Below are 20510 nucleotides of genomic sequence, written 5' to 3' on the forward strand. Positions count from 1 at the left end.
TTCATGGCCCGTTAAGGCGCGTTTATGGACGCCGTCTCCGGTCAGGGCCGCCGGGCGGCGTTCTTGGCGTTCCTCGCGCTCTTGCCGTTCTTTCCGTCCCGGGGCACGCCGGTGGTGATCCGCAGGGCCAGCGCGGGGCACATGGCCACCGCCCGCTGCACGTCCCGTTCCATCCAGGGCGGGATGTCGGTGCCCAGCACCACCGGGAAGCCGTACCGGTCCAGCTGGATCAGCTCCGGGACGAGGTAGGCGCACAGGCCGTGCCCGTCGCAGCGGCTCCAGTCGATCGCGACCCGGCCCTCGTCGCCGGTCGGCACCGGCAGGGGAAGCACGCCGAAGACCGGCTGCCCGCAACTGCCGCCGACCCGGTGCACCTCGATGTCGGCGGCGAACGCGTCCAGCGCCGACAGCACGAACTTGGCGGTGCCGTCCGGGTGCGAGCAGGCGCCCCGGCCGCGGCCGATGCCGGCGGCGCGGCGGACGTCCTCGACACTGCCCGAACCGTCGGTCAGCGCGTTCAGGGAACGCACCACGTCGGGCAGGCCGAGCCGGCACGGTCCGCACTGCCCGGCGGACTGTGCGGCCAGGTACGAGGCGATCCGGGTGGTCTCGCCGAGCGGGCAGCTGCCCTGCGGCAGCGGCAGGATGATGCCGGCGCCGACGGTGCCGTTCACCGCCCGCATCCCCGACCGCGACAGCACCGCGCGGAACACCGAGGCGGGGTCCAGCCACATGCCGTGGTAGCCGCCGACGAGCACCCCCTGCCCGGCGTCGACCTCGCAGTGCCCGAGGACGGCCGACAGCGGCGTCCCGTACGGTGCCTCGACGACCCGCGTCCCGCCCACGGTGAGCAGCGTGGTCCCGGGCTCCTCCTCGGTCCCGGCCGAGGCGTACAGGTCGGGCCCGAGCGAGGTCAGCACCGCCAGCTGGGCGAACGTCTCGGTGTTGGACAGCAGCGTCGGGCCGCCGCCCACGCCCGACTCGCTGGCCCGGACCTTCTGGCCGGGCGGGATCGGCACCTCGCCGTTGATCGCCCGTACGACCGCGCCCGCCTGGCCGGAGATGAACCGCTCGGCGAGCCGGACCACCCGGCCCGGCATCCGGCGCTCGACGATGGCGGCCCGGATCGAGCGGGCCGCCTCCTCGTCCTCGACCGCCACCACGATGCGCTGGGTGCCCAGCGCGGCGGCGGCGATGGAGGCGCCGTCCAGGACCAGGTGCGGGGCCCGGGTGAGCAGCACCTTGTCCTTGCAGCTGCCCGGCTCGCCCTCCGCCCCGTTCACCACGATCACCGCGTCCTCGGCGGGGCGGCGGCGGCCGGCCCGCTCGCCCGGCAGCAGCAGGGTCTGGTCGACCGTGGGATGGGTGATCTGGGCCGCCACGGCCGTGAGCTTGCGCGCGAACGGGAAGCCCGCGCCGCCGCGGCCGCGCATGTCGACCTGCTCGGCCATCGCGACCAGGTCCTCCAGCACCGGCGTGTTCAGCTTGCCGTGCACGGCCTTGTGCCGTTCCAGGTCCAGCCGGTCAAACCGGTCGAAACCCAGGGTGAGCCGCGGACCGCCGATGTTGGAGACGGTGATCGTGCCGCTCATCGCGACAGCTCGCTGTTGCGGGGATCATCGTCGCGGAGATCCCTGTCCCCGAAATCCCGGTCCCCGAAATCCCTGTCCCTGGAATCCCGGCCCCCCACCTCCTTGCCCCCGAAATCCTTGCCCCAGAAATCCCTGTCGCGGAGATCTCCGTCGCGGGGGCCGGGACCGCCGGCGCGCCCGGGTCCGGTACGCGCGCCCACCCGCTCCTCGGCGGGCCGCCGGCCGGCGGCCGAACGGGCCTCGCGGCCGCGCGGCGCGGCCGGGGCCGCGAGGTCGTCGCCGATGCGCCGGACATCGCGCGGCCGGACCACGACGAACATCCGGGCCACCACCGCGAGCGCCACGAACCCGGCGCACAGGATGTAGCTCAGCGTCACCCAGGTCGCCGCGGAGCGTCCGGCGGTCAGCCCGTGCGCGATCGCCATCGGCCACGACAGGTAGGCCAGCGAGTGCAGCGACCGCCACACCCAGGGCCGGGCGCCGCGCGCGAACCACACCCGCAGCAGCCCGGTCACCATGACCACCAGCAGCAGCTCGAACGCGATCGTCCCGTACCCGATCGGGCCCGCGCTGGGCACCACGATCTGCGCCGGGAGCGCCAGCCCGCCGAGCACCTTGACCGAGATGTGCGCGATCACGAACGTCATCGCCAGCACCGAGGCCGCCCGGTGCACGGCCTGCGCCAGCACCCGGTGCCGGATCGCCAGGATCAGCCGCTCGGTGGCCAGCAGCCCGCTGACCACGGACGTCGTCAGCGCCAGCAGGGTGAAGACCCCGGCGTAGAACGAGAGGAGGCGCTGCACGTCGCCGGCCACGGCGGCACCCTGCGGGGTCGCCGCGCCGATGAGGACCAGGACCGCGCCGGCGAGCACGGCGCGCAGCGCCCAGGTCGGCACGGCGGGATCATCGCTACTTCGCGTCTGCACTGGTGGAACTCCTCTTCTTGGTCGCGGGAGGCGTGGGAACGGCTCCGGGCCGCTCCCCGTCCCTGCTCGGTGCGGCCGCCGGCGGGTCCGCCGCCGGCACCGCCCCGAGATTGGCCAGGACGCCGCCGGGGAGCACCTTCAGGACCCCGCGCTCGGCGAAGCCGAGCGCGGGCTTGGCCCGCTGCTTGAAGGTCCAGCCGCCGATCCGGGTCCCCTCCAGGGGGACCTGCCCGGCGCCGCGGCGGAGGGAGAACTGAACGAGCGAGCGGGGCGCCGCGGCCCCGCCGCAGGAACGGTCGGTACCGATCCGGCCGAGCGACTCGCCGCGCTTGACCGTGCTGCCGCCGCGGATCGCCGTCACGCCGCGCATCCGGTAGTACGTGCTGGCGAGGCCGCTCGGATGCACCACCATGACCATCCCGCGGCCCGCGGCGGCGGAGCAGAAGCGGTAGACCCGGCCCGCGGCGGCCGCCTGCACCTGGCCGTCGCGGCTCCAGAAGGCCAGCGCGCTCAGCGGCCGGGCCGCCTTCCGCCGGTCCGCACTGCCGATCGACCACGTCTCGCCGACGCTCCACGGCAGCATCAGGCCCTCGCCCGAGCCGGTGCCGGCGGCCGCCGCCTCGGCCTGCCCGGCGGTGAGCGAGCTGTAGCGGCGCAGTGCCTGGGCCTCGCTCGCCGACATGATGGCGGCCGGCATCCGGCCGAGCACCGCGTTGAACGAGCTCGTCCCCGACAGCGCCACCTGCCACTGCCCCTCCGCCCACCGGCCGGCGAAGAACGCGCCCTCGGGGGTGGCCGAGCTGCCGGCCGGAACGGGAATGGCCGTGGTGCCGAAGGCCCAGCGCTTGTCCTGGCTGACCCGGTCCATGCCCACGATGGGCGGCTTGGTGGGAGCGGCGCCGTAGACACTCCGCGCCGCCTGGCCGTGCTGTTCGAGCGTGAGCTTGCGGATCCGCTCGGTCAGCGTCCGCGTGTCGGGTGCGGCCGCGACCGGCCCGCCGGACTGCTCCGGCCCGGGTGGCGCCTGCTCGCGCGGGGGGATCTTGGCCGGCGACACCGGCGACCGCAGCACGAGGTCGGACCCGGCCGGTCCCGAGTCCCGGAACGTGGTCCCCTCGATGACGCTGCGTTCCACGATGGCCAGCAGCGACAGCCCGACCACGATGGAGAAGACCAGCGTGCCGGTCCGCATCCGGTCGGCCGGGCCGCGCACGCCGCGCGAGCGCTGCTGTGGCACCGCCCGCGGCCCGGCATGCTGCGAGGACTTCTTGGGCCGCCGCTGCCTGCCCCGCCGCCGGTCTCGTACCGGCTCGCCCCGTACCGCTCCTCCCCGTGCCGGCCCTCCCCGCGAGGGGCGTTCCCGTACGGGCGGCCTCGACGGCCTGCCCCCCGCGTACTCGCGCATCGCGGCGGGCCTGCCCACGTCGCGCATGTCGGGCAGGCCGGCGTTGCGCGCGTCCTGGCCCGGCAGTCCGGGCACGCCGGCATCGCGGCCCGTACGAGGCGTGCGCCCCGTACGGGGCGGTGCCGCGGCCGGGCGCGGCCGATCCTGCTGTGGCTGTCGCCGCGGCTGGGCCCGCTGCTTCGACCGGGTGCTTTGCTTGGACCGGGGACGTGCCGGGTCCGCCCAGAAGGCTTCATACGTGCTTTGGGACGCATGCCTACTGTCGCGTCGCGCCATGTCCTCTCCTGTGGAGGAGGGGAGGCTCGGCGAAACGGCGTCGTCGGTTCCTGCCGCTCCGGGCCCGCCGGGACCGAAGCGCGTTCCTGATCGAACGTCACGGACGCGGCCGGAGCCCGCTCCGCTCCCGCCTCGTCCTGGAGCGGCTCGGGGCCGCTCCGACAATCCGGGAGCATACGCCTCGGCGCGCCGTCGATGGAGATGGGTGACAGAAAAACCGTCCGGAATCCGTCCGGCGGCTTAGGCCCGGCTCAGGCTTGCCTTAAGCCCGACATAACGGGCGTGCCGCACCCCCGGACGGCACCTAGCGTCAGTCCTGCCATCGGTCGTCGACGCACGGAGGAGGTACCCCGGTGAACGACCTCCACGGGGTGGCCCACCCCTTCTCCACCAGGCGCGCGGCCGCATGCCGGGATCGTTCCCGGCACTCCCGTCCACGCCGTACCGATCCCCTGGAACCGGCCGTCCCGCACGACGCGCCCGCCTCCAGGTTCTCCCCCCACCACGGGCGCCGGGCCGGAGCGCCGGGGATCGGAGACCCTCCTCGACAGGGAGCGGCGTGGAACCGGTCTCCGGGAGTGCCGGGACGGTCTCGCCCCTGACCGGGCGCCCCGCCCGCGGCGCGAGGGGCGGGGCGACCCGACGTCAGCCCGTCCAGGGAAGCCGCAGGGCTTCCAGCTCCGGATCGGCCAGGATCGACTCGATGAGCGAGGGCGGGCCCACCACCTTGGTGCCCCACAGGTCCCAGTCGCAGTAGACGACCCACGAGCGGTCCTCGGCCCACAGGTCGGACGGGCAGCTCTGCATCGCCGGATGATCGTAGAGATCGGCGGCGTCGCCCAGCCGGCCCGCCAGGACCGTGTCGCGGTCCCAGTCGCCGGTCACCAGCGAGCAGTAGTACGCCAGGCAGCGCCGGCCCTCTCCGTCCACGTCGTGCCGGACGAGCAGGGACATCAGCCGCCGCCAGCTCTCCCGGTCGAGGCAACCCTCGGCCGGCGGCTCGACGGCGGCCGACCAGCTCCCGGTCGGATGGGCCTGCCGCAGGCACCGGCTGCCCGGCCGCTCCCCCTGGGGGACGACGGGTTCGCCGAAGCCCCGCGCCAGCTCGGCCCAGCGCAGCCGCCGCCAGCCCTGCCCCGGATGGCCGCCGCGGCCCAGCCGGGTACCGGTGACGACGGCCCCCTCCATCAGATCGCCCAGATCGACGTCGCCGGCCGCGTCCGGCTCGGCCAGCCCGGACGCCCGGGCCGACTGATGCACGTCGTCATGGGTGGTGGTGACCAGACCGTCCTTCCACACGTACATCGAATGCAGGAGCCACGCCGCGTCAGGGCGGCGCGGTGGTTCGTAGCCGGAGTGGCAGTGCTCGGGGTCGAGGTCCTTCAACCAGCCGGTGGCCTCGCCGGAAACCGGTGACCACGCGTCTTCGACGTCCGCCATGACACGCATCCTGCCACTGTTCCCGCCGGAGGGGTCTAGGAGGGCGTCAGTAGCGCGTCGAGCCGCGACGCCTGGAGTTCCCAGCGCCACTCGCGCTCCACCCAGGCGCGGCCCTGCTCGCCCATCTTGCGGGCCCGGGCGGGGTCGTTCAGCAGGTCCGCCAGAGCGCGCGCGATGGAGGCGACCGAACGTCCCGGGACGACCACTCCGGTCTCGCCGTCCAGCACGGCGTCGGGCGCGCCCCCGGAGTCGCCCGCCAGGACGGGCAGACCGGTCGCCGAGGCTTCGAGGTAGACGATGCCCAGGCCCTCGACGTCGAGCCCGCGCCGGCGCGTCCTGCAAGGCATCGCGAACACATCGCCCGCGTCGTAATGAGCGGGCAACTCCTCCCAAGGGACGCTCCCGGTGAAGACGACCGAGTCGCTCACGCCTTGGGACGAGGCCAGCTTCTCCAGGTCCGAGCGGTACGGGCCGCCCCCGACAAGGAGAAGGGCGGCATCCGGAACCGACTTCAACACCCGCGGCCAGGCATGGATGAGGGCGTCCTGTCCCTTGCGCGGTACGAGGCGCGACACGCAAACGGCCACCGGGCGGTCCGTCAGCCCGTACCGGCGCCTGACCTCGGCCCCACCCGCTCCCGCGAAGAAGACTTGCTCATCGACACCGGGGGCCAGCCAGGCCATCCGGGACGCGGCCTGTGGTGAGAGAGCCCCGGCCATCCGGGAACGGGTGTACTCCCCCAAGTAGGTCAGCGCATCCGTACCATCGCCGATCCTCCGCAGCAGGGCGCGCGCGCCCGGCAACGCGGCCCAGCCGGCCTCGTGCCCATGGGTGAGGCCCACAAGGCGCTCGGCCCCGCGCCGCCGCAGGGCGGGCCCCAGGAGGCCGAGCGGGGCGGCGGCACCGAAGAGGACCGAGTCGCACCCCTCGGAACGCAGGATCTCCCCCGCCCGCCGCAGGACCGTGGGCTCGGGCACCATGAGCGAGGTCGGATGCCGGACGACCGGGAACGGCTGCGCGGCGTCGAACTCCGCCGCTCCCTTCCAGGCCGGGGCGTACACCACGACCGACCCGGGCGGGCGCCGTACCGCGAGGTTGTGCACGAACGCCTGGATACCGCCCGGGCGGGGCGGGAAGTCGTTGGTGACGACGAGGGTCTTGGTCATGTGCTCCCACCCTACGAGCCCTGGTACGAGCCCGGTACGAGCCCGATACGAGCCGAGGCCCGCCACCGTGCTCCGGTGGCGGGCCTCGGACCCGTGCCTATCAGTGCTTGCCTGTCGGTGCCGGTCAGTGCCGGTCAGTGCCGGTCGGTGAGCTCCTTGCGCTCGCCGCCCTCGACCTCGGACTCGTCCCCGTGCTCGCCGTGCCCGTGCTCGTGCTCCTCGACGACGATGTCGTCGGAGGTCCAGGCGCGCTGCAGCCGCGAGCGCAGGTGCCCGGCCGGGCCCTTGCTGCTCGGCGCGGGAACGCCGTTGGCGTCCACCGCCGGCGCCTCGGGACGGGCGTTCTCCTTGCTCAGGATCACCGCCCGCTCCTCCTCGCGCGCCGGCTCGTGCCGCTCGGTGAACTTGCCGTCGGGCGACATCAGGATGATGCCGCTCTCCACGCCGTGCCCGATCGTGTCGGCGTCCTTGCGCTGCAGGCCCAGGCAGATCCGCTTGGTGATGATGTACGCCAGCAGCGGGCCGAGGAACACCGTGACCCGGAAGAACCAGGTCGTGGCGAACAGCGAGACATGGAACCGCTCGGCGAGCACGTCGTTGGCGCCGGCCAGCCACAGGATCCCGTAGAAGGCGACCATGGCCATGCCGGCCGCGGTCCGTACGGGCGCGTTGCGCGGGCGGTCGTTGACGTGGTGCTGCCGCTTGTCGCCCGTCACCCACTGCTCCAGGAACGGCCAGACCGCCGCGCCGGTGAAGACGATCCCCAGCGGGCCGAGTGCCGGGATCAGCACGCTCAGGCTGACCGTGTGGCCCCAGGCGGTGATCTCCCAGGCCGGCATGATCCGCAGGGAACCCTCCAGGATTCCCATGTAGAAGTCCGGCTGGGAGGCCGAGGAGATGGCGCCCGGATCGTACGGTCCGAACAGCCAGATCGGGTTGATCTGGGCGAACGCCCCCAGCAGCGCCAGCACGCCGAAGGTGAACATGAAGTAGGCGCCGGTCTTGGCCATGAAGACCGGGTAGAACGGGTAGCCGTAGACCTGCGCCTCGGTCTGCTGCTTGGTCGGCATCGCGGTGTGCTTCTGATGCCACATGATCATCATGTGCGCGGTGACCAGCGCCAGGATGATGGCCGGGATCAGCAGCACGTGCAGGGTGAACAGGCGCGGGATGATCTCCCCGTGGTTGCCCTCGGGGAACTCACCGCCGAACAGGAACATGTAGCCGTAGGTGCCGACCACCGGGAGCGACTCGAGCACGCCCTGGGTGATCCGCAGGCCGGTGCCCGACAGCAGGTCGTCGGGCAGCGAGTAGCCGAACAGGCCCTCGAGCATGCCCAGCGTGAACATGCCGATGCCGATCAGCCAGTTGAGCTCGCGCGGCTTGCGGTACGCGCCGGTGAAGAACACCCGCAGCATGTGCGCCATGATCGACGCCATGAACAGGATCGCGGCCCAGTGGTGGATCTGCCGCATCAGCAGCCCGCCGCGGACGTCGAAGCTGATGTGCAGCGTGGAGGCGTAGGCCTCCGACATCTTCACGCCCTGCAGCTTGGCGTACGACCCGTCGTACACCACCTCGTGCATGCTCGGCTGGAACCAGAGCGTCAGGAACGTCCCGGTCAGCAGCAGGATGATGAACGAGTACAGGGCGATCTCGCCCAGCATGAACGACCAGTGGTCCGGAAAGACCTTCTTCATGTTCCGCTTGAGGAACGTGGTGGAACCCAGGCGGTCGTCGAGGAAGTTCAGCGTTCCGTCGACCGCCTTCGGGGCGGTTGCTGCCTCGCTCATCCGCGCTCCCAGAAGCTCGGTCCGATCGGCTCGGGGAAGTCGTCGGTGGCCACCAGGTAGCCGTTCTCCACACCGAGCGGCAGCTGCGGCAGAGCCCGCGCCGCCGGGCCGAACACGACCTTGGCCGCGTCGGTGGCGTCGAACGTCGACTGGTGGCACGGGCACAGGATGTGGTGCGTGGTCTGCTCGTACAGGGCCGCCGGGCAGCCCACGTGCGTGCAGATCTTGGAGTACGCCACGATCCCGCCGACGTGCCAGTTCTCGCGTCCCTTGGCGGGCTTGAACTGATCCGCCGGGACGCTGATCAGAATCGTGACCGCCTTGGCGATCTCGTTCAGCGGGTGGTGCGCGTGCTCCTCGATGCCCTCCGGCAGCACGGTGATCATGCTGCCGGGCGAGCTGAAGTCGCTGACCTTGAGGGGCTTGTTCGTCCCGTCCACGACGAGCCGGACGCCCTTCTTGCCCTCCGCCTTGGCCTTCTCGACCGCGTCGGCCCAGTAGGTCGTGCGCAGCCGCTTCTCCGGCAGCGGGCCGAGGTCGCGCAGCAGCACCAGCGGCGCCAGGCCGAGCGGCGCGGCGGCCAGCAGCAGCGTGCGGCGCAGCAGCGGGCGCTTGGTGATGGCGCTGTCCTCGGCGCCCTCCATGAACGCCTGGTTGAACGCCTGTCGCGTCTCGGGATCGGCGGCGGGCTCGTGCCGCTCCTGGACGATCGGCTTGCTGGTCATCAGCCGGCGCACCCAGATGGTGATGCCGACGGCCATCGCCAGGAACGCCAGCGCCATCGTGCCGCCGAGCCAGAGGTTGGACTCCTGGGCCCGGTAGATGCCGTGCATGCCGCCGTCGCGGCCGCTCCAGCCGATGTAGTAGGCGATGAACGCCACGCTGCCGGCGAACGCGGCGAGGAAGAACAGCGCCACGATCCGCTCGGCCCGCTGGGCCGACTTCTCGTCGATCTCCTCGCCCTTACCCGCGGGCGCGGAGATGTCCTCGCTGGCCAGCAGCTGCTTGCCGGCCGCCGGCGAGGGCGTGCCGATCACCCGCTCGCGGCCGCCGCCCTCGCCCGGCTCCGTGCCGGAGCCGGTGGTTTCCTTGTCGTCGCTCATGACTTCTTCAGCTTCTTCGGCTTCTTCGGCTTCTTAGCGGTGATCCACATCGCCGACAGGACGAGCAGGCCGATGCCCACCAGCCAGCCGACCAGGCCCTCGGAGACCGGGCCGATCCGGCCGAGGCCGGCGCCGCCCGGGTTGGGCTCCTCGCGCGTCTGGACGATGTAGGCGATGATCGCCCGCTTGTCCTCTGGGGTGAGCGTGCCGTCGTTGAACACCGGCATCGCCTGCGGGCCGGTCAGCATGGCCTCGTAGATCTGCACCGGGGTGACGTCGGCGGAGTCCAGCGGCGGGGCGTACTTGCCGCCGGTCAGCGCGCCGCCCGAGCCCACGAAGCTGTGGCACTGGGCGCAGTTCGTCCGGAACAGCTTGCCGCCGAGCGCGACGTCGCCGTCCTTCGGGTCGACCATCTCGGCGGTCGGCACCTCGGGGCCGCCGCCCAGCGACTGGATGTAGGCCCGCAGGTCGGCCAGGTTCTTCTCGGCCTGGGCCTTCTGCTTCTCGGCCGCCTTGCGCTGCGCCGGGTCCTCGTAGTCGGTCCGGATGTTGACGTCGAAGGCGGGGATCGGCTCCTTGCGGGGCATCTGCGCGCCCGGGTTCATCGCGGGCATCCGGCCCGTGCTGACCTGGAAGTCGACCGAGGCCGCACCGACCCCGATCAGGCTCGGGCCCATCGGCTGGCCCTTGGCGTCCTTGAGGCCCTCGCCGTTCTGGCCGTGGCAGCTGGCGCAGTTCTTGTTGAACAGCTCCTTGCCGTTCTGCAGATCGTCTGCGGCCTGCGCCGTGCTCGCCGCCTCGGCGCGTTCGGGCTGCGGCTGGAAACCGGCGTAGATCACGCCGATCGCCGCCAGGGCCGCCAGCACGACGGCGTAGCCCGCCCAGGGGCGCCGTCGCCATGCGGTGAACCTTTTCACGGAAATCCCCGTTCGGGTCTTGTCGTCGGTAGAAGTTCGAGCACGTCGGGTCAGCTGGTCAGCACGTCAGAGTCTCCTCTGGGGGCGGACCCCCAGACCCCCCGGGCTTTCGCCCGAAGGACGGTCATAGGTCGAGCAGGTAGATCGTCGCGAACAGGCCGATCCAGACCACGTCCACGAAGTGCCAGTAGTAGGACACGACGATCGCGCTCGTCGCCTGCTCGTGCGTCCATCGCTTGGCGGCGTAGGTCCGTCCGAGGACGAACAGGAAGGCCACCAGTCCGCCGGTCACGTGCAATCCGTGGAAGCCGGTGGTCAGGTAGAAGACCGAGCCGTACGCCGATGACGACAGCGTCAGGCCCTCATGGGTGACCAGGCTGTAGTACTCGTAGGCCTGACCGAGCACGAAGTAGGTGCCCATCAGGAGCGAGAGCACGTACCACTCGCGCAGTCCCCAGCGCCTGAAGTTGAGCAGGCCGCCGTCGCGGCCGACCTTGCCGGCCTCGGCCTTGAACACGCCCATCTGGCAGGTCACCGAGGACAGGACCAGGATCAGGGTGTTGAAGCCCGCCAGGGGGAGGTCGAGATGCGCGCCCGGCCATGCGTCATCGCCGGACTGGCCGATCGTCACGGAGCGGATCGTGAAGAACATCGCGAACAGCGCCGCGAAGAACATCAGCTCGGACGACAGCCAAACGATGGTCCCCACGCTGACCAGGTTGGGACGATTCGCCCGAGCGTGAGGTGCTGTTTGTATCGCGGATGCTGTTGCCACGGGCGCCATTATTACGTCACTGGTCGGGCGACCGACGCATGACCCCCCTTCAGCGCCCTCCGAGCGTGTCCCGCACGCACCGTTCCGGTCGCCCGCGTAACACCCGCATCACCCGTACGGCAAGGGCCTGGAAGCGTCCCGACCGGCGGCGATCCGCTCCTGGACGGCTCCCGGACGGCCCCGGCGCGGCTCCGGCGCGCCGGGTGGCGCCCGCGCGGCCACGTTCCGGAAACGGAACGGGCACGGCCGCGGTTCCCGCCGCCGGCTCTTTTCCGGCCGCGCCTTCCGGCCGCGCCTCCCGGTCCTTCGGGGCGGCCGTGGCCGAACCCGTACCGGGCCGGTAACCTCTGCAGGCATGAGCACCGCCCCGGAGAGCCCGATGAAGGTTCTCGTCTACAGCGACGACGCGAACACCCGTGCCCAGATCCGGCTCGCCATCGGGCGCCGGCCCGCCGCCGACCTTCCGCTGGTGGAGTACGTCGAGGTCGCCACCCAGCCGGCCGTGGTCGAACGGCTCGACGCGGGCGACATCGACGTCGCGGTGGTCGACGCCGAGGCCCAGCCCGCGGGCGGGCTGGGCGTCTGCCGGCAGGCCAAGGACGAGGTGTACGACTGCCCGCCGTTCCTGGCGATCATCGCCCGGCGCGACGACGGCTGGCTGGCGACCTGGTCGCGCGCCGACAAGGTGATCGGCCTGCCGCTGGACCCGATGGCGCTGGCGAACGGGGTGGCCGGGCTGATGCGCGAGCGCGCCGCCGGCCGCCTGCCGGTCCTGTAATGGAGCCGCGGACGACGGACCCGCGGACCAGCTGGCCGGCGCTGCTCAACGCGCTGCTCGACGGCGAGTCGCTGACGAGCCGGGAGACCTCCTGGGCGATGCAGCAGATCATGACCGGCGAGGCGACCGACGTCCAGATCGCCGGGTTCGCGGTCGCGATGCGGGCCAAGGGCGAGACGGTCGCCGAGGTGACCGGGCTGGCCGACGGGATGCTGGCCAACGCCACCCCGATCCACGTCCCGGGCCCGATCGGCGACCTGGTCGGCACCGGGGGTGACCGGGCGCACACCGTCAACATCTCCACGATGGCCGCCGTGGTCGCGGCGGCCTCGGGCGTCAAGGTCGTCAAGCACGGCAACCGCGCCGCCTCGTCCTCGTGCGGGGCCGCCGACCTGCTGGAGGCCCTCGGCGTCGCGATCGACCTGCCGCCGGACCGGACGGCCCAGGTGGCCGAAGAGGTCGGGATCACGTTCTGCTTCGCGCCGCTCTACCACCCGGCGTTCAAGTACACGGCGGTGCCGCGCCGCGAGCTGGGCACCCCGACGGTCTTCAACTTCCTCGGCCCGCTGACCAACCCGGCCAGGACCACCTCGCAGGCGGTGGGCGTCTTCCATCCCCGGATGGCGGGCATCGTCGCGGGCGTGTTCGCCGAGCGCGGCTGCTCGTCGCTGGTCTTCCGGGGCGACGACGGCCTCGACGAGCTCACCACCACCGGTACCTCGGCGGTCTGGGTGGTCCGGGACGGCACCTCCACCGAGACCACGTTCGACCCGGCCGAGCTGGACATCCCGCCCGCGCGGCCGGACGATCTGCGCGGCGCGGACGCCCCGTTCAACGCCCGGGTGGCCCGCGAGGTCTTCGCCGGGGAGCCGGGCCCGGTCCGCGACATGGTGTGCCTGAACGCGGCCGCGCTGATGGTCGCCTACGCCGGCGCGCCGGCGCCGGACGGGCTGACCGGGGCGCTGCGCACGGCCTACGCCCGCGCCGGGGAGATCCTGGACGAGGGCCGCGCGGCGGTCACGCTCGACCAGTGGGTCAAGCTCACCCAGTCGCTCAGGCCCTGACGGCGGCTCTCCCGGGGGCGCCGCCCTCGGGAGAGGCCCGCCGAAGGGTTCGGCGGGGGCAGCGGCTCAGCGGAGGCCTGGGGGCTTGGCGGGGATCAGTCGGCGTCCGGGAGGCCCAGCGAGAAGGCGGCCTCCAGGTCGTGCTGGGAGTACGTGCGGAACGCGATGTGGGTCTCGGTGTCGAGGATTCCGGGCACCTTGTTCAGCCGGCCGGGGATCACGTCGTTCAGCTCGTCGTGCCGGCGGACCCGGACCATCGCGAGCAGGTCGAACGCACCGGTGATGGAGAAGACCTCGCTGACGCCGTCCAGGGCGGCGATGCTCTCGGCCACCTCGTGGATGCGCGCGACGTCGGCCTTGACGAACACGATCGCGGTGACCACTGCACCCTCCCCCACCGTCGGTTCTGAGTCTGTTCCCAAGCGGGATCGACTCTATCGGCAGCGGCCGGCTACCCGCGGCTCAGGGCCGCCAGGCGGCGCGACGGCCCGGCCCTGCGGGCCAGGACGGCGAAGCCCATGCCGGCCAGGAAGCCCGCGATGTGCGCCACGTACGCGACGTTGCTCTCGGAGTCGCCGAGCGACAGCCACTGCAGGACGAACCAGTAGCCGAGGACCACCCAGACGGGCAGCCGGATCACCACCGGCGGGACCAGGCTCACGATGCGGCCGCGCGGATTGAGGATCAGGTAGGCGCCCAGCACGCCGGCGATGGCCCCGGAGGCGCCGATCAGCGGCGTCGTGGAGTCGGGCGACACCCAGGCGAACCCGTACACGGCGACCAGGCCGAAGAGCAGGTATGACATCAGGTAGCGCCATCGGCCGAGCCGGTCCTCCACGCCCATCCCGACCACGAACAGCGCCACCAGGTTGCCCAGCAGGTGCAGCACGCCCGAGTGCAGGAACATCGAGGAGAACGCCGAGAACCAGGGCGCCTTGTCGAACTCGGAGGGCCCGCACTGCTGGACGATCTCGGCTGGCATCGGCTGCTGCTCGCCGGTGGTCAGCTCCTTGGGCACCGCGCCGTACTCGAAGGTGAAGCGGGCCGCGTTGCACTCCCGGACCGTGCCCTCGCCGTACCACTGGGAGAAGTTGGCCATCGGGGTGATCAGGAAGATCACCACGTTCGCGGCCACCAGCAGGTAGGTCACCCACGGGACCCGGCGCGCGGGCTGGCTGTCGTAGAGGGGCATGGCCATGTGCGGGAGTCCTCGCAGATTCGCCGGGATCGTAGGCCGGATTCCTTCCCGTCACCTTAGTGGTCGGCCGGGCCTGGGTTCCCCGAGGCCGCGGGCGGCGTAGGCGTTGTCGATCCAGCCGCGCAGCCGCTCGGCGCCGTGCACGGGGCACGTCCACGTCCCGTCGACCTCGACCGGCCGGACGCCGGGCGACTCCATCCAGCGCAGGACGCACTCCATCTCCTCGGCCGTGGCCGCGCCGCCGGGGGCGCCGCTGGTGACCGACCAGGGGAAGACCGTCTCGGCGGTGGCGATCAGGGCGTCGACGTAGGCCCGGGGGTGCGCGCGGGGCGGGATGGTGCCGGTCGCGGCGAGCCGGCCGTACCGGACGACCGCCAGCTCCCAGCCGCCGTCGAAGGCCGGCCGGGCCGCCACCACCTGCGGGCAGCCGGCCAGTGCCGCCAGCCGCTGGCCGCGCGCGGCCGCCCGGACGAACGCGGCCATCCGGTCGCGCTGCGCCGCGGCCTCCTCGTAGCGCTGCTCGGCCGAGAGCCGGTCGATGCGCACCTGGGCCGCCGCGACCACCGGCCGGACGTCACCGGCCAGCACGGAGCGCGCCGAGGTCACGTGGACGTCGTACGCCGTCACCGTCTCGCGGCCCTCGCAGGGCGCCCCGCAGCGGCCGAGCTCGGCCAGCACGCAGGTGCGGGCCTTGCCGTCCTCGATCAGCCGGGGCGTGAGCCGCTGGGTGCACTGGCGCAGCGGGACGGCCTCGTGCACCGCCGCCCGCGCCTCCTCGGCCTGCCGCCGCGACGAGATCGGGCCGAGGTAGGCGGCGCCGTCGTCGCGGCACTCGCGGACGATCGACAGCCGCGGGAACGGCTCGACGGTGAGCTTGAGCCACAGCACCCGCTCGGGGAACTTCGAGCGCCGGTTGTAGCGCGGCTTGTGCTCGGCGATCAGCCGCAGCTCGCGGACCTCGGCCTCCAGCCCGGTCGCGCACACGATCGGGCGGACCCGCTCGGCCAGGCCGACCATCTCGCGGACCCGCCCGCGGGTCTCCGAGCCGGTGAAGTAGCTGCGCACCCGGCTCCTGAGGTCGCCGCTCTTGCCGATGTAGAGCGCCTCGCCGCTCGCGTCCTCGAACACGTAGACGCCGGGGGCGCTGGGGACGTCGTCGGACAGGTGCCGCTTGCGCCGCTGCTCGGGGGTGGGCGCCTTGGCGAAGCCGCGCAGCTCCTCCAGCGACGTGACGCCGAACGAGCCGAGCCGTTCGATGAGGCCGTGCAGGACCCCGACGGTGGCGCGGGCGTCGGCCAGCGCCCGGTGGCACGGCTGGGTGCCGGTACGGAAGAAGCGGGCGAGCGTGCCCAGCTTGGCGTTGGGCACCTCGTCGCGGGTCAGCACGCGGCGCGCCAGGTCGACGGTGTCGACGACCGCGAACGCGGGCCAGGCGTAGCCCTGCGCGGCGCAGGCGGCCTTGAGGAAGCCGATGTCGAACGGGGCGTTGTGCGCGACCAGCACGCAGCCCCGGGCGAACTCCAGGAACGCGGGCAGCACCGACTCGATCCGCGGCGCGGCGGTGACCATCGCCTGGGTGATGCCGGTCAGCACGGTGATGAACGGCGGGATCTCGCTCCCCGGATCGACCAGCGTGCCGAACTCGCCGAGCTCGGCGCCGCCGCGGACCTTGACCGCGCCGATCTCGGTGATGGCCGACTCGGCCGGCGACCCGCCGGTGGTCTCCAGGTCCACCACCACGAAGGTGACCTCCGCCAGCGGGGTGCCGAGGTCGTCGAAGGTGCCCTGGACGCCGTGCGCCGGCGCGGGCTCGGGGCGTGCGGCGGTCATGGCGGTGACCGTAGAGCACCCCACCGACAGAAGGGCGGGCCGCTAGGGTTGGGGGACACGCCGGGCGGTGCCCTGGTTCTCGCTGGTTAAGGTGCACCTTCTCGCTGGTCAGGGTCCGCTGGCCAGAGTTCGTCGGCTGGGGTTCGCCGGTTAGGGTGCACCGCACCGGGGAGGCTCAGGCGCACCGGCGGCACCACAAGGCCTGGGAGGAGCGGGATCATCGACAGCGGCCCGGCGGCGGAGGAACGCCTTACCCGCCCCCTTCCCGAGGCGGTGCGGGTGGGAGTCGTGGAGACGGCCGCGGATCTGCTCGGAACGCTGCCGCCCGACGAGATCCCGGTCCCGCTGCGCCGGTTCGCCCGGTTCGAGCGCCGCAAGCGGGCCAAGCTCGCCGGGCAGCACATCGCCGCGCAGCTGGAGAAGGACCCCGAGTTCCGTACCCGCGTGGCGGTGCCCGTGCGCGCGGCGCAGCCGACGCTGGCCGAGGCGGTGGAGGAGGGCCGGCTGCCGCCCGCCGCCGATCCGGTCAAGGTCGCGGTGATCGCCTACCTGCTGCGTCCCGCCGGCTGGACCCGGCTGGTGGAGGCCGCCCGCGCCGAGCTGGAACGATCCGCGAGCGTCTCCGAGGGCGAGGCGGCCGAACGGCGGATCGCCGAGCTGCGCGCGGAGGTCGCCGCCGCCCGCACCGCGCGGTCGGCCGAGGTCGACCGGCTGCGCGCCGAGCTGCGCGAGGGCAAGGCCGAGATCGCCGAGCTGCGCCACAAGCTGCACGACGCGCGGCTCCGGGCCAAGTCCGCCCAGGAGCGCGCCGACGCGCTGGCCACCGAGACCGAGCGGGAGCTGACCGCCGCCCGCGAGGGCACCGCCGCCGCCGACAAGGAGCTGCGCAAGCTGCGCGCCCGGCTGTCACGGGCGGAGACCTCGGCCGAGGCCGCCAGGCGCGCGTCCCGCGAGGGCCGCAACGTCGACGACGTGCGGCTGCGGATGCTGCTCGACACGCTCGTGGACGCCGCCCAGGGCGTGCGCAGGGAGCTGGCGCTGCCCTCGACGATCGCGCGGCCCGCGGACGCGGTGGCGGGGATCGAGCCCGACCGGACGGCGCACCGGTCGCTGCCGGGCCGCGCGCTGTCCGACGACGACCCGCAGCTGCTGGACCGGCTGCTGACGCTGCCCCAGGTGCACCTGGTCGTGGACGGCTACAACGTCACCAAGACCGGTTACGGCGAGCTGCCACTGGCCGACCAGCGCGGCCGGCTGCTGTCGGGTCTGGGCGGGCTGGCCGCGCAGACCCGGGCCGAGGTCACCTGCGTCTTCGACGGCGCCGAGCTGGACGCGCCGGTGGCGATCGCGGCGCCGCGCGGCGTGCGGGTGCTGTTCAGCCGGCCGGGCAGCACCGCCGACGAGCTCATCGGCGAGCTGGTCCGGGCCGAGCCGCCCGGGCGCGCGGTCGTGGTCGTCTCGACCGACCGCGAGGTCGCCGACGCGGCCCGGCGCGCCAACGCCAGGCCCGCGCCCGCCACGCTGCTGCTGCGCCGCCTCGGCCGTTCCTGACCGCCACTCCCGCCCCGGCGGTCACTCCTGGTGACGGCCGGGCGTTCCCCGCTGGGCGACGATGTGTCGCGCAGCGTGTCCGCGGACGCCCCAAACGAACGCGCTTCGTGATCTTTGTCTCACAGAGCGCCGACAAAGCCCGTATTAGGCGGCCGAAGACCAACGAATCGGTTGTGACGGGTGGTGCCCCTCGCTAGTGTCGACCGCTGACAACGTGGACGAGAGGGGCACTACCGATCGTGGCCAGTGATCTCACCGGAGCGAGCTCAGCGCCGGAGCGCTCCCGCCAGGGCTTCATCCAGGGACGCGGCGCCTCCCGCCGGCTCACGGCGACCTTCTGCCTCGCCTTGACCGCCTCGCTTGCGTTCCCCACCTCGGTGGCGCACGCCGCGCCGAACCCGGCCGCGGAACGCAAGAAGCTCACCAAGCTCAACGAGCAGGTCGAGCAGCGAGTGGAGAAGTACAACCAGGCCCGCGAGAAGTACAAGGTCGCCAAGAAGAAGTGGAAGGCGACCCAGCTGTCGGGCAAGGAGGAGCAGGCGACCTACGACCAGCTCCGCGAGAAGATCGCGGGGATGGCCGCCGCCGCGTACAAGCAGGGCGACACCGGCGACGTCGCGGGCTTCGTGGGCGCGGACGACCCGCAGGCCGTGCTCGACCAGGCCGCCGTCTTCTCGCACCTGTCCCGCAATCAGAGCTCCGACCTCACCCAGTTCCTGGCGTCCGCGCAGCGGGTGCGCCGGGAGCAGGCGCAGGCCAAGGCCGCCTACGACGACGCGCTCGCCAAGGCCAAGGAGACCAAGGCCGAGAAGGTCGAGGTCGAGAAGCAGACCAAGAAGCAGAAGGCGCTGCTGGCCCGGCTGGGCGAGCCGGTGTCCTCGGGCGGCGGCGGCGCCACCGGCGGCTCCTACAACGGACCCGCCAGCGGCTCGGCGCGCACCGCGCTGAACTTCGCCTACGCCCAGCTCGGCAAGCCGTACTCCTACGGCGCCTCGGGCCCGAGCTCGTACGACTGCTCGGGCCTGACGATGAAGGCCTGGGGTGCGGCGGGCGTCGGCATCACCCGTACGACCAACTCCCAGTACGCGGCCACCAAGCGGGTCGCCAAGGGCTCCCTGCAGCCCGGTGACCTGGTGTTCTTCAACAGCCTCGGCCATGTCGGGCTGTACGTGGGCGGCGGCAAGATGATCCACGCGCCGCGTACCGGCAAGAACGTCGAGGTCGTCAGCATCACCTCGGGCTACTACCTCTCCAACTACTACGGAGCGGGCCGGCCCTGACCGTCCTTCCAGAAGCCGGCTGAGCGCCGGTACGAGGGCCCGCGGGGCCCTTCCAGCACTGCCGCCGGCGGACCGGGTTATTCCTGGTCCGCCGGTTTTTTGGTGTCCTATTTGCCTATTCGTGGACCTTTGGTACCTTGTGTCCACTTACGGCGCCCCCCAGGCGTCGTCCGGGCCCGTGGTGCACTCCAGCACCACCGCCCCGCGGCACCGTCCAGGTGCCGCCCCGCTCGGTACCTTCCAGGTGCCGGGTCTCTCCCCAATCGGCCGGCCCGGCCGTCCGTGAACGACCCGCAGCGCGCATGGGTGCTGCGAACGCGTCACGGCGGCCCTCCCATCGGGCCCTAGCCGTGGGCGAGTCCCCTTCCCGGGGCCGCCCGTCCCCTCTCCCGGTCCATCCGCGCTCGTCCCTGAGCCCGCGGCCGGGACCCGGGAGATCTGACCACCGACCCGATAGCCGGGCGCCCGCCGTACGGGCGCCCACCGCCGAATCCGCGAACGCGGAACCGGGGACCCACATGTCCCATGGGGTGCATCGGCCTTCCACAGGCCGTAGGGCAGCTTCCACGCCCGAACCCGTCAGCTAACCCGGTAGGCGGCATGGAAGCTGAGGAGCCCCCACCGTGGCAGGCAAGCATCGCAAGCAGCACCCCCTGGTCGTCGGCCTCCGCACCACCGGCGGCATCGTCGCCGGAGCCGCCGTCATCGGCGTGGCCGCCGCCGGCACGCAGGCGTTCGCCGGAGAAGGCGGCACGTCCCCCGACCGGACCGGCTCCTCCTGGGCGGCCGGAGCCGCGAGCGCGGCGCACGAGCGGACCGGCGGCAGGGCCGCGGACCGCAAGGAGCCGAAGAAGGCCGCCCCCAAGGCGTCCTCCGGCGCGAAGGCGCAGCAGGCCCAGCGCAAGAAGCCGACCGCCGACGACGCCATCGAGGTCGCCCGCGACCAGGTCGGCATCTCCGAGAACGGCGACGGCCAGACCAAGTTCCAGGACTGGTACATGTCCACCGAGCGGGCCCAGCAGACCGTGCAGCGCGACGGCGGCTCCATCAAGGGCTACGACGACGCCCAGTGGTGCAGCATGTTCATCTCCTGGATCGGCGAGCAGATCGGCTTCACCGACCAGATCGGCAGCGACGCCTGGACCATCGCGCACGCCCGCTGGTTCCAGGACAACGACCGGTGGGGCGACGAGCCCGAGCCCGGCGCCATCGTCTTCTTCGCCTGGGACGGCGGCAAGGGCCTCGGCGACATCCAGCACGTCGGGATGGTCGTCGAGGACCTCGGCGACGGCCGGGTGCGGACCGTCGAGGGCAACACCAGCAACGCCGTCAAGGTCCGGGAGCGGTCCGCCGGCCAGATCGTCGGCTACGGCTACCCCGACTACGCCAAGTGAGGCGAGCACCCGTGAGACGAAC

At 72.6% G+C, this 20510-nt stretch carries 17 protein-coding genes and 1 riboswitch; of the genes, 5 read left to right on the forward strand and 12 right to left on the reverse strand.

The features are described 5' to 3' along the window. Positions 1–41 precede the first annotated feature (41 nt). From ACH34Q_RS04985 to ACH34Q_RS05025, 9 genes are all read right to left on the reverse strand, one after another. Positions 42–1592: a ferredoxin gene (locus ACH34Q_RS04985; RefSeq protein WP_395981522.1), complete on the reverse strand. Its 1551-nt coding sequence runs from the start codon at positions 1590–1592 to the stop codon at positions 42–44. After that, positions 1589–2518 carry a hypothetical protein gene (locus ACH34Q_RS04990; protein WP_395981523.1) on the reverse strand — a complete coding sequence of 310 codons (930 nt, stop codon included), beginning with the start codon at positions 2516–2518 and terminating at the stop codon, positions 1589–1591. Before ACH34Q_RS04990 ends, ACH34Q_RS04985 begins: the two co-directional genes overlap by 4 nt. After that, the gene (locus tag ACH34Q_RS04995) at positions 2502–3998 is read right to left on the reverse strand and encodes a M23 family metallopeptidase (RefSeq protein WP_395981524.1); all 1497 of its coding nucleotides are present in this window, start codon (positions 3996–3998) and stop codon (positions 2502–2504) included. Before ACH34Q_RS04995 ends, ACH34Q_RS04990 begins: the two co-directional genes overlap by 17 nt. Before the next feature lie 846 nt (positions 3999–4844). After that, positions 4845–5639 carry a hypothetical protein gene (locus ACH34Q_RS05000; protein WP_395981525.1) on the reverse strand — a complete coding sequence of 265 codons (795 nt, stop codon included), beginning with the start codon at positions 5637–5639 and terminating at the stop codon, positions 4845–4847. A 35-nt stretch (positions 5640–5674) separates the two neighbouring features. Continuing rightward, a complete protein-coding gene (locus ACH34Q_RS05005) occupies positions 5675–6805 on the reverse strand; it encodes a glycosyltransferase family 4 protein (protein ID WP_395981526.1) in 1131 nt (376 codons plus the stop codon). Positions 6806–6939: 134 nt separating this feature from the next. Further along, complete coding sequence (locus ACH34Q_RS05010) at positions 6940–8598, reverse strand: cytochrome bc complex cytochrome b subunit (RefSeq protein WP_395981527.1); 1659 nt, start codon at positions 8596–8598, stop codon at positions 6940–6942. Next, positions 8595–9701 (reverse strand): Rieske 2Fe-2S domain-containing protein, encoded by a 1107-nt coding sequence (locus ACH34Q_RS05015; RefSeq protein WP_395981528.1) that lies wholly within the window; start codon positions 9699–9701, stop codon positions 8595–8597. The genes ACH34Q_RS05010 and ACH34Q_RS05015 overlap by 4 nt, the downstream gene beginning before the upstream one ends. Next, positions 9698–10618: a c-type cytochrome gene (locus ACH34Q_RS05020; RefSeq protein ID WP_395981529.1), complete on the reverse strand. Its 921-nt coding sequence runs from the start codon at positions 10616–10618 to the stop codon at positions 9698–9700. Before ACH34Q_RS05020 ends, ACH34Q_RS05015 begins: the two co-directional genes overlap by 4 nt. Before the next feature lie 124 nt (positions 10619–10742). Continuing rightward, entirely contained in the window at positions 10743–11402 is a 660-nt protein-coding gene (locus tag ACH34Q_RS05025) for a heme-copper oxidase subunit III (RefSeq protein ID WP_395981530.1), read from the reverse strand. Positions 11403–11748: 346 nt separating this feature from the next. Between ACH34Q_RS05025 and ACH34Q_RS05030 the strand changes: the two genes are divergently transcribed. Both ACH34Q_RS05030 and trpD read left to right on the forward strand, forming a co-directional pair. After that, positions 11749–12171, forward strand: coding sequence for a hypothetical protein (locus tag ACH34Q_RS05030; RefSeq protein ID WP_395981531.1), 423 nt, complete (start codon positions 11749–11751; stop codon positions 12169–12171). Next, the gene (gene trpD, locus ACH34Q_RS05035; RefSeq protein WP_395981532.1) at positions 12171–13235 is read left to right on the forward strand and encodes an anthranilate phosphoribosyltransferase; all 1065 of its coding nucleotides are present in this window, start codon (positions 12171–12173) and stop codon (positions 13233–13235) included. Before ACH34Q_RS05030 ends, trpD begins: the two co-directional genes overlap by 1 nt. A gap of 95 nt (positions 13236–13330) precedes the next feature. Here trpD and ACH34Q_RS05040 read toward each other — a convergent pair whose 3' ends face one another. From ACH34Q_RS05040 to ACH34Q_RS05050, 3 genes are all read right to left on the reverse strand, one after another. Further along, positions 13331–13618: an Lrp/AsnC family transcriptional regulator gene (locus ACH34Q_RS05040; protein WP_395981534.1), complete on the reverse strand. Its 288-nt coding sequence runs from the start codon at positions 13616–13618 to the stop codon at positions 13331–13333. 68 nt (positions 13619–13686) lie between these two features. Continuing rightward, positions 13687–14433, reverse strand: coding sequence for a rhomboid family intramembrane serine protease (locus ACH34Q_RS05045; RefSeq protein WP_395981535.1), 747 nt, complete (start codon positions 14431–14433; stop codon positions 13687–13689). 51 nt (positions 14434–14484) lie between these two features. Next, positions 14485–16263 (reverse strand): DEDD exonuclease domain-containing protein, encoded by a 1779-nt coding sequence (locus ACH34Q_RS05050; protein WP_395981536.1) that lies wholly within the window; start codon positions 16261–16263, stop codon positions 14485–14487. 288 nt (positions 16264–16551) lie between these two features. Here ACH34Q_RS05050 and ACH34Q_RS05055 point away from each other — a divergent pair, with 288 nt between their 5' ends. The 3 genes from ACH34Q_RS05055 to ACH34Q_RS05065 all read left to right on the forward strand — a co-directional run bounded on the left by ACH34Q_RS05055 (position 16552) and on the right by ACH34Q_RS05065 (position 20488). Further along, entirely contained in the window at positions 16552–17814 is a 1263-nt protein-coding gene (locus tag ACH34Q_RS05055) for an NYN domain-containing protein (RefSeq protein ID WP_395981537.1), read from the forward strand. 239 nt (positions 17815–18053) lie between these two features. Beyond that, positions 18054–19094: an NlpC/P60 family protein gene (locus ACH34Q_RS05060; protein ID WP_395981538.1), complete on the forward strand. Its 1041-nt coding sequence runs from the start codon at positions 18054–18056 to the stop codon at positions 19092–19094. Positions 19095–19568: 474 nt separating this feature from the next. Next, a riboswitch (cyclic di-AMP (ydaO/yuaA leader) is annotated at positions 19569–19708 on the forward strand. Positions 19709–19717: 9 nt separating this feature from the next. Further along, on the forward strand, positions 19718–20488 hold the full coding sequence (locus ACH34Q_RS05065) for a CHAP domain-containing protein (RefSeq protein ID WP_395981539.1): 771 nt from the start codon (positions 19718–19720) through the stop codon (positions 20486–20488). Positions 20489–20510: the final 22 nt, after the last annotated feature.

The organism is Actinomadura sp. 9N407 (genome assembly GCF_044326315.1).
Classification (GTDB): Bacteria; Actinomycetota; Actinomycetes; order Streptosporangiales; family Streptosporangiaceae; genus Spirillospora.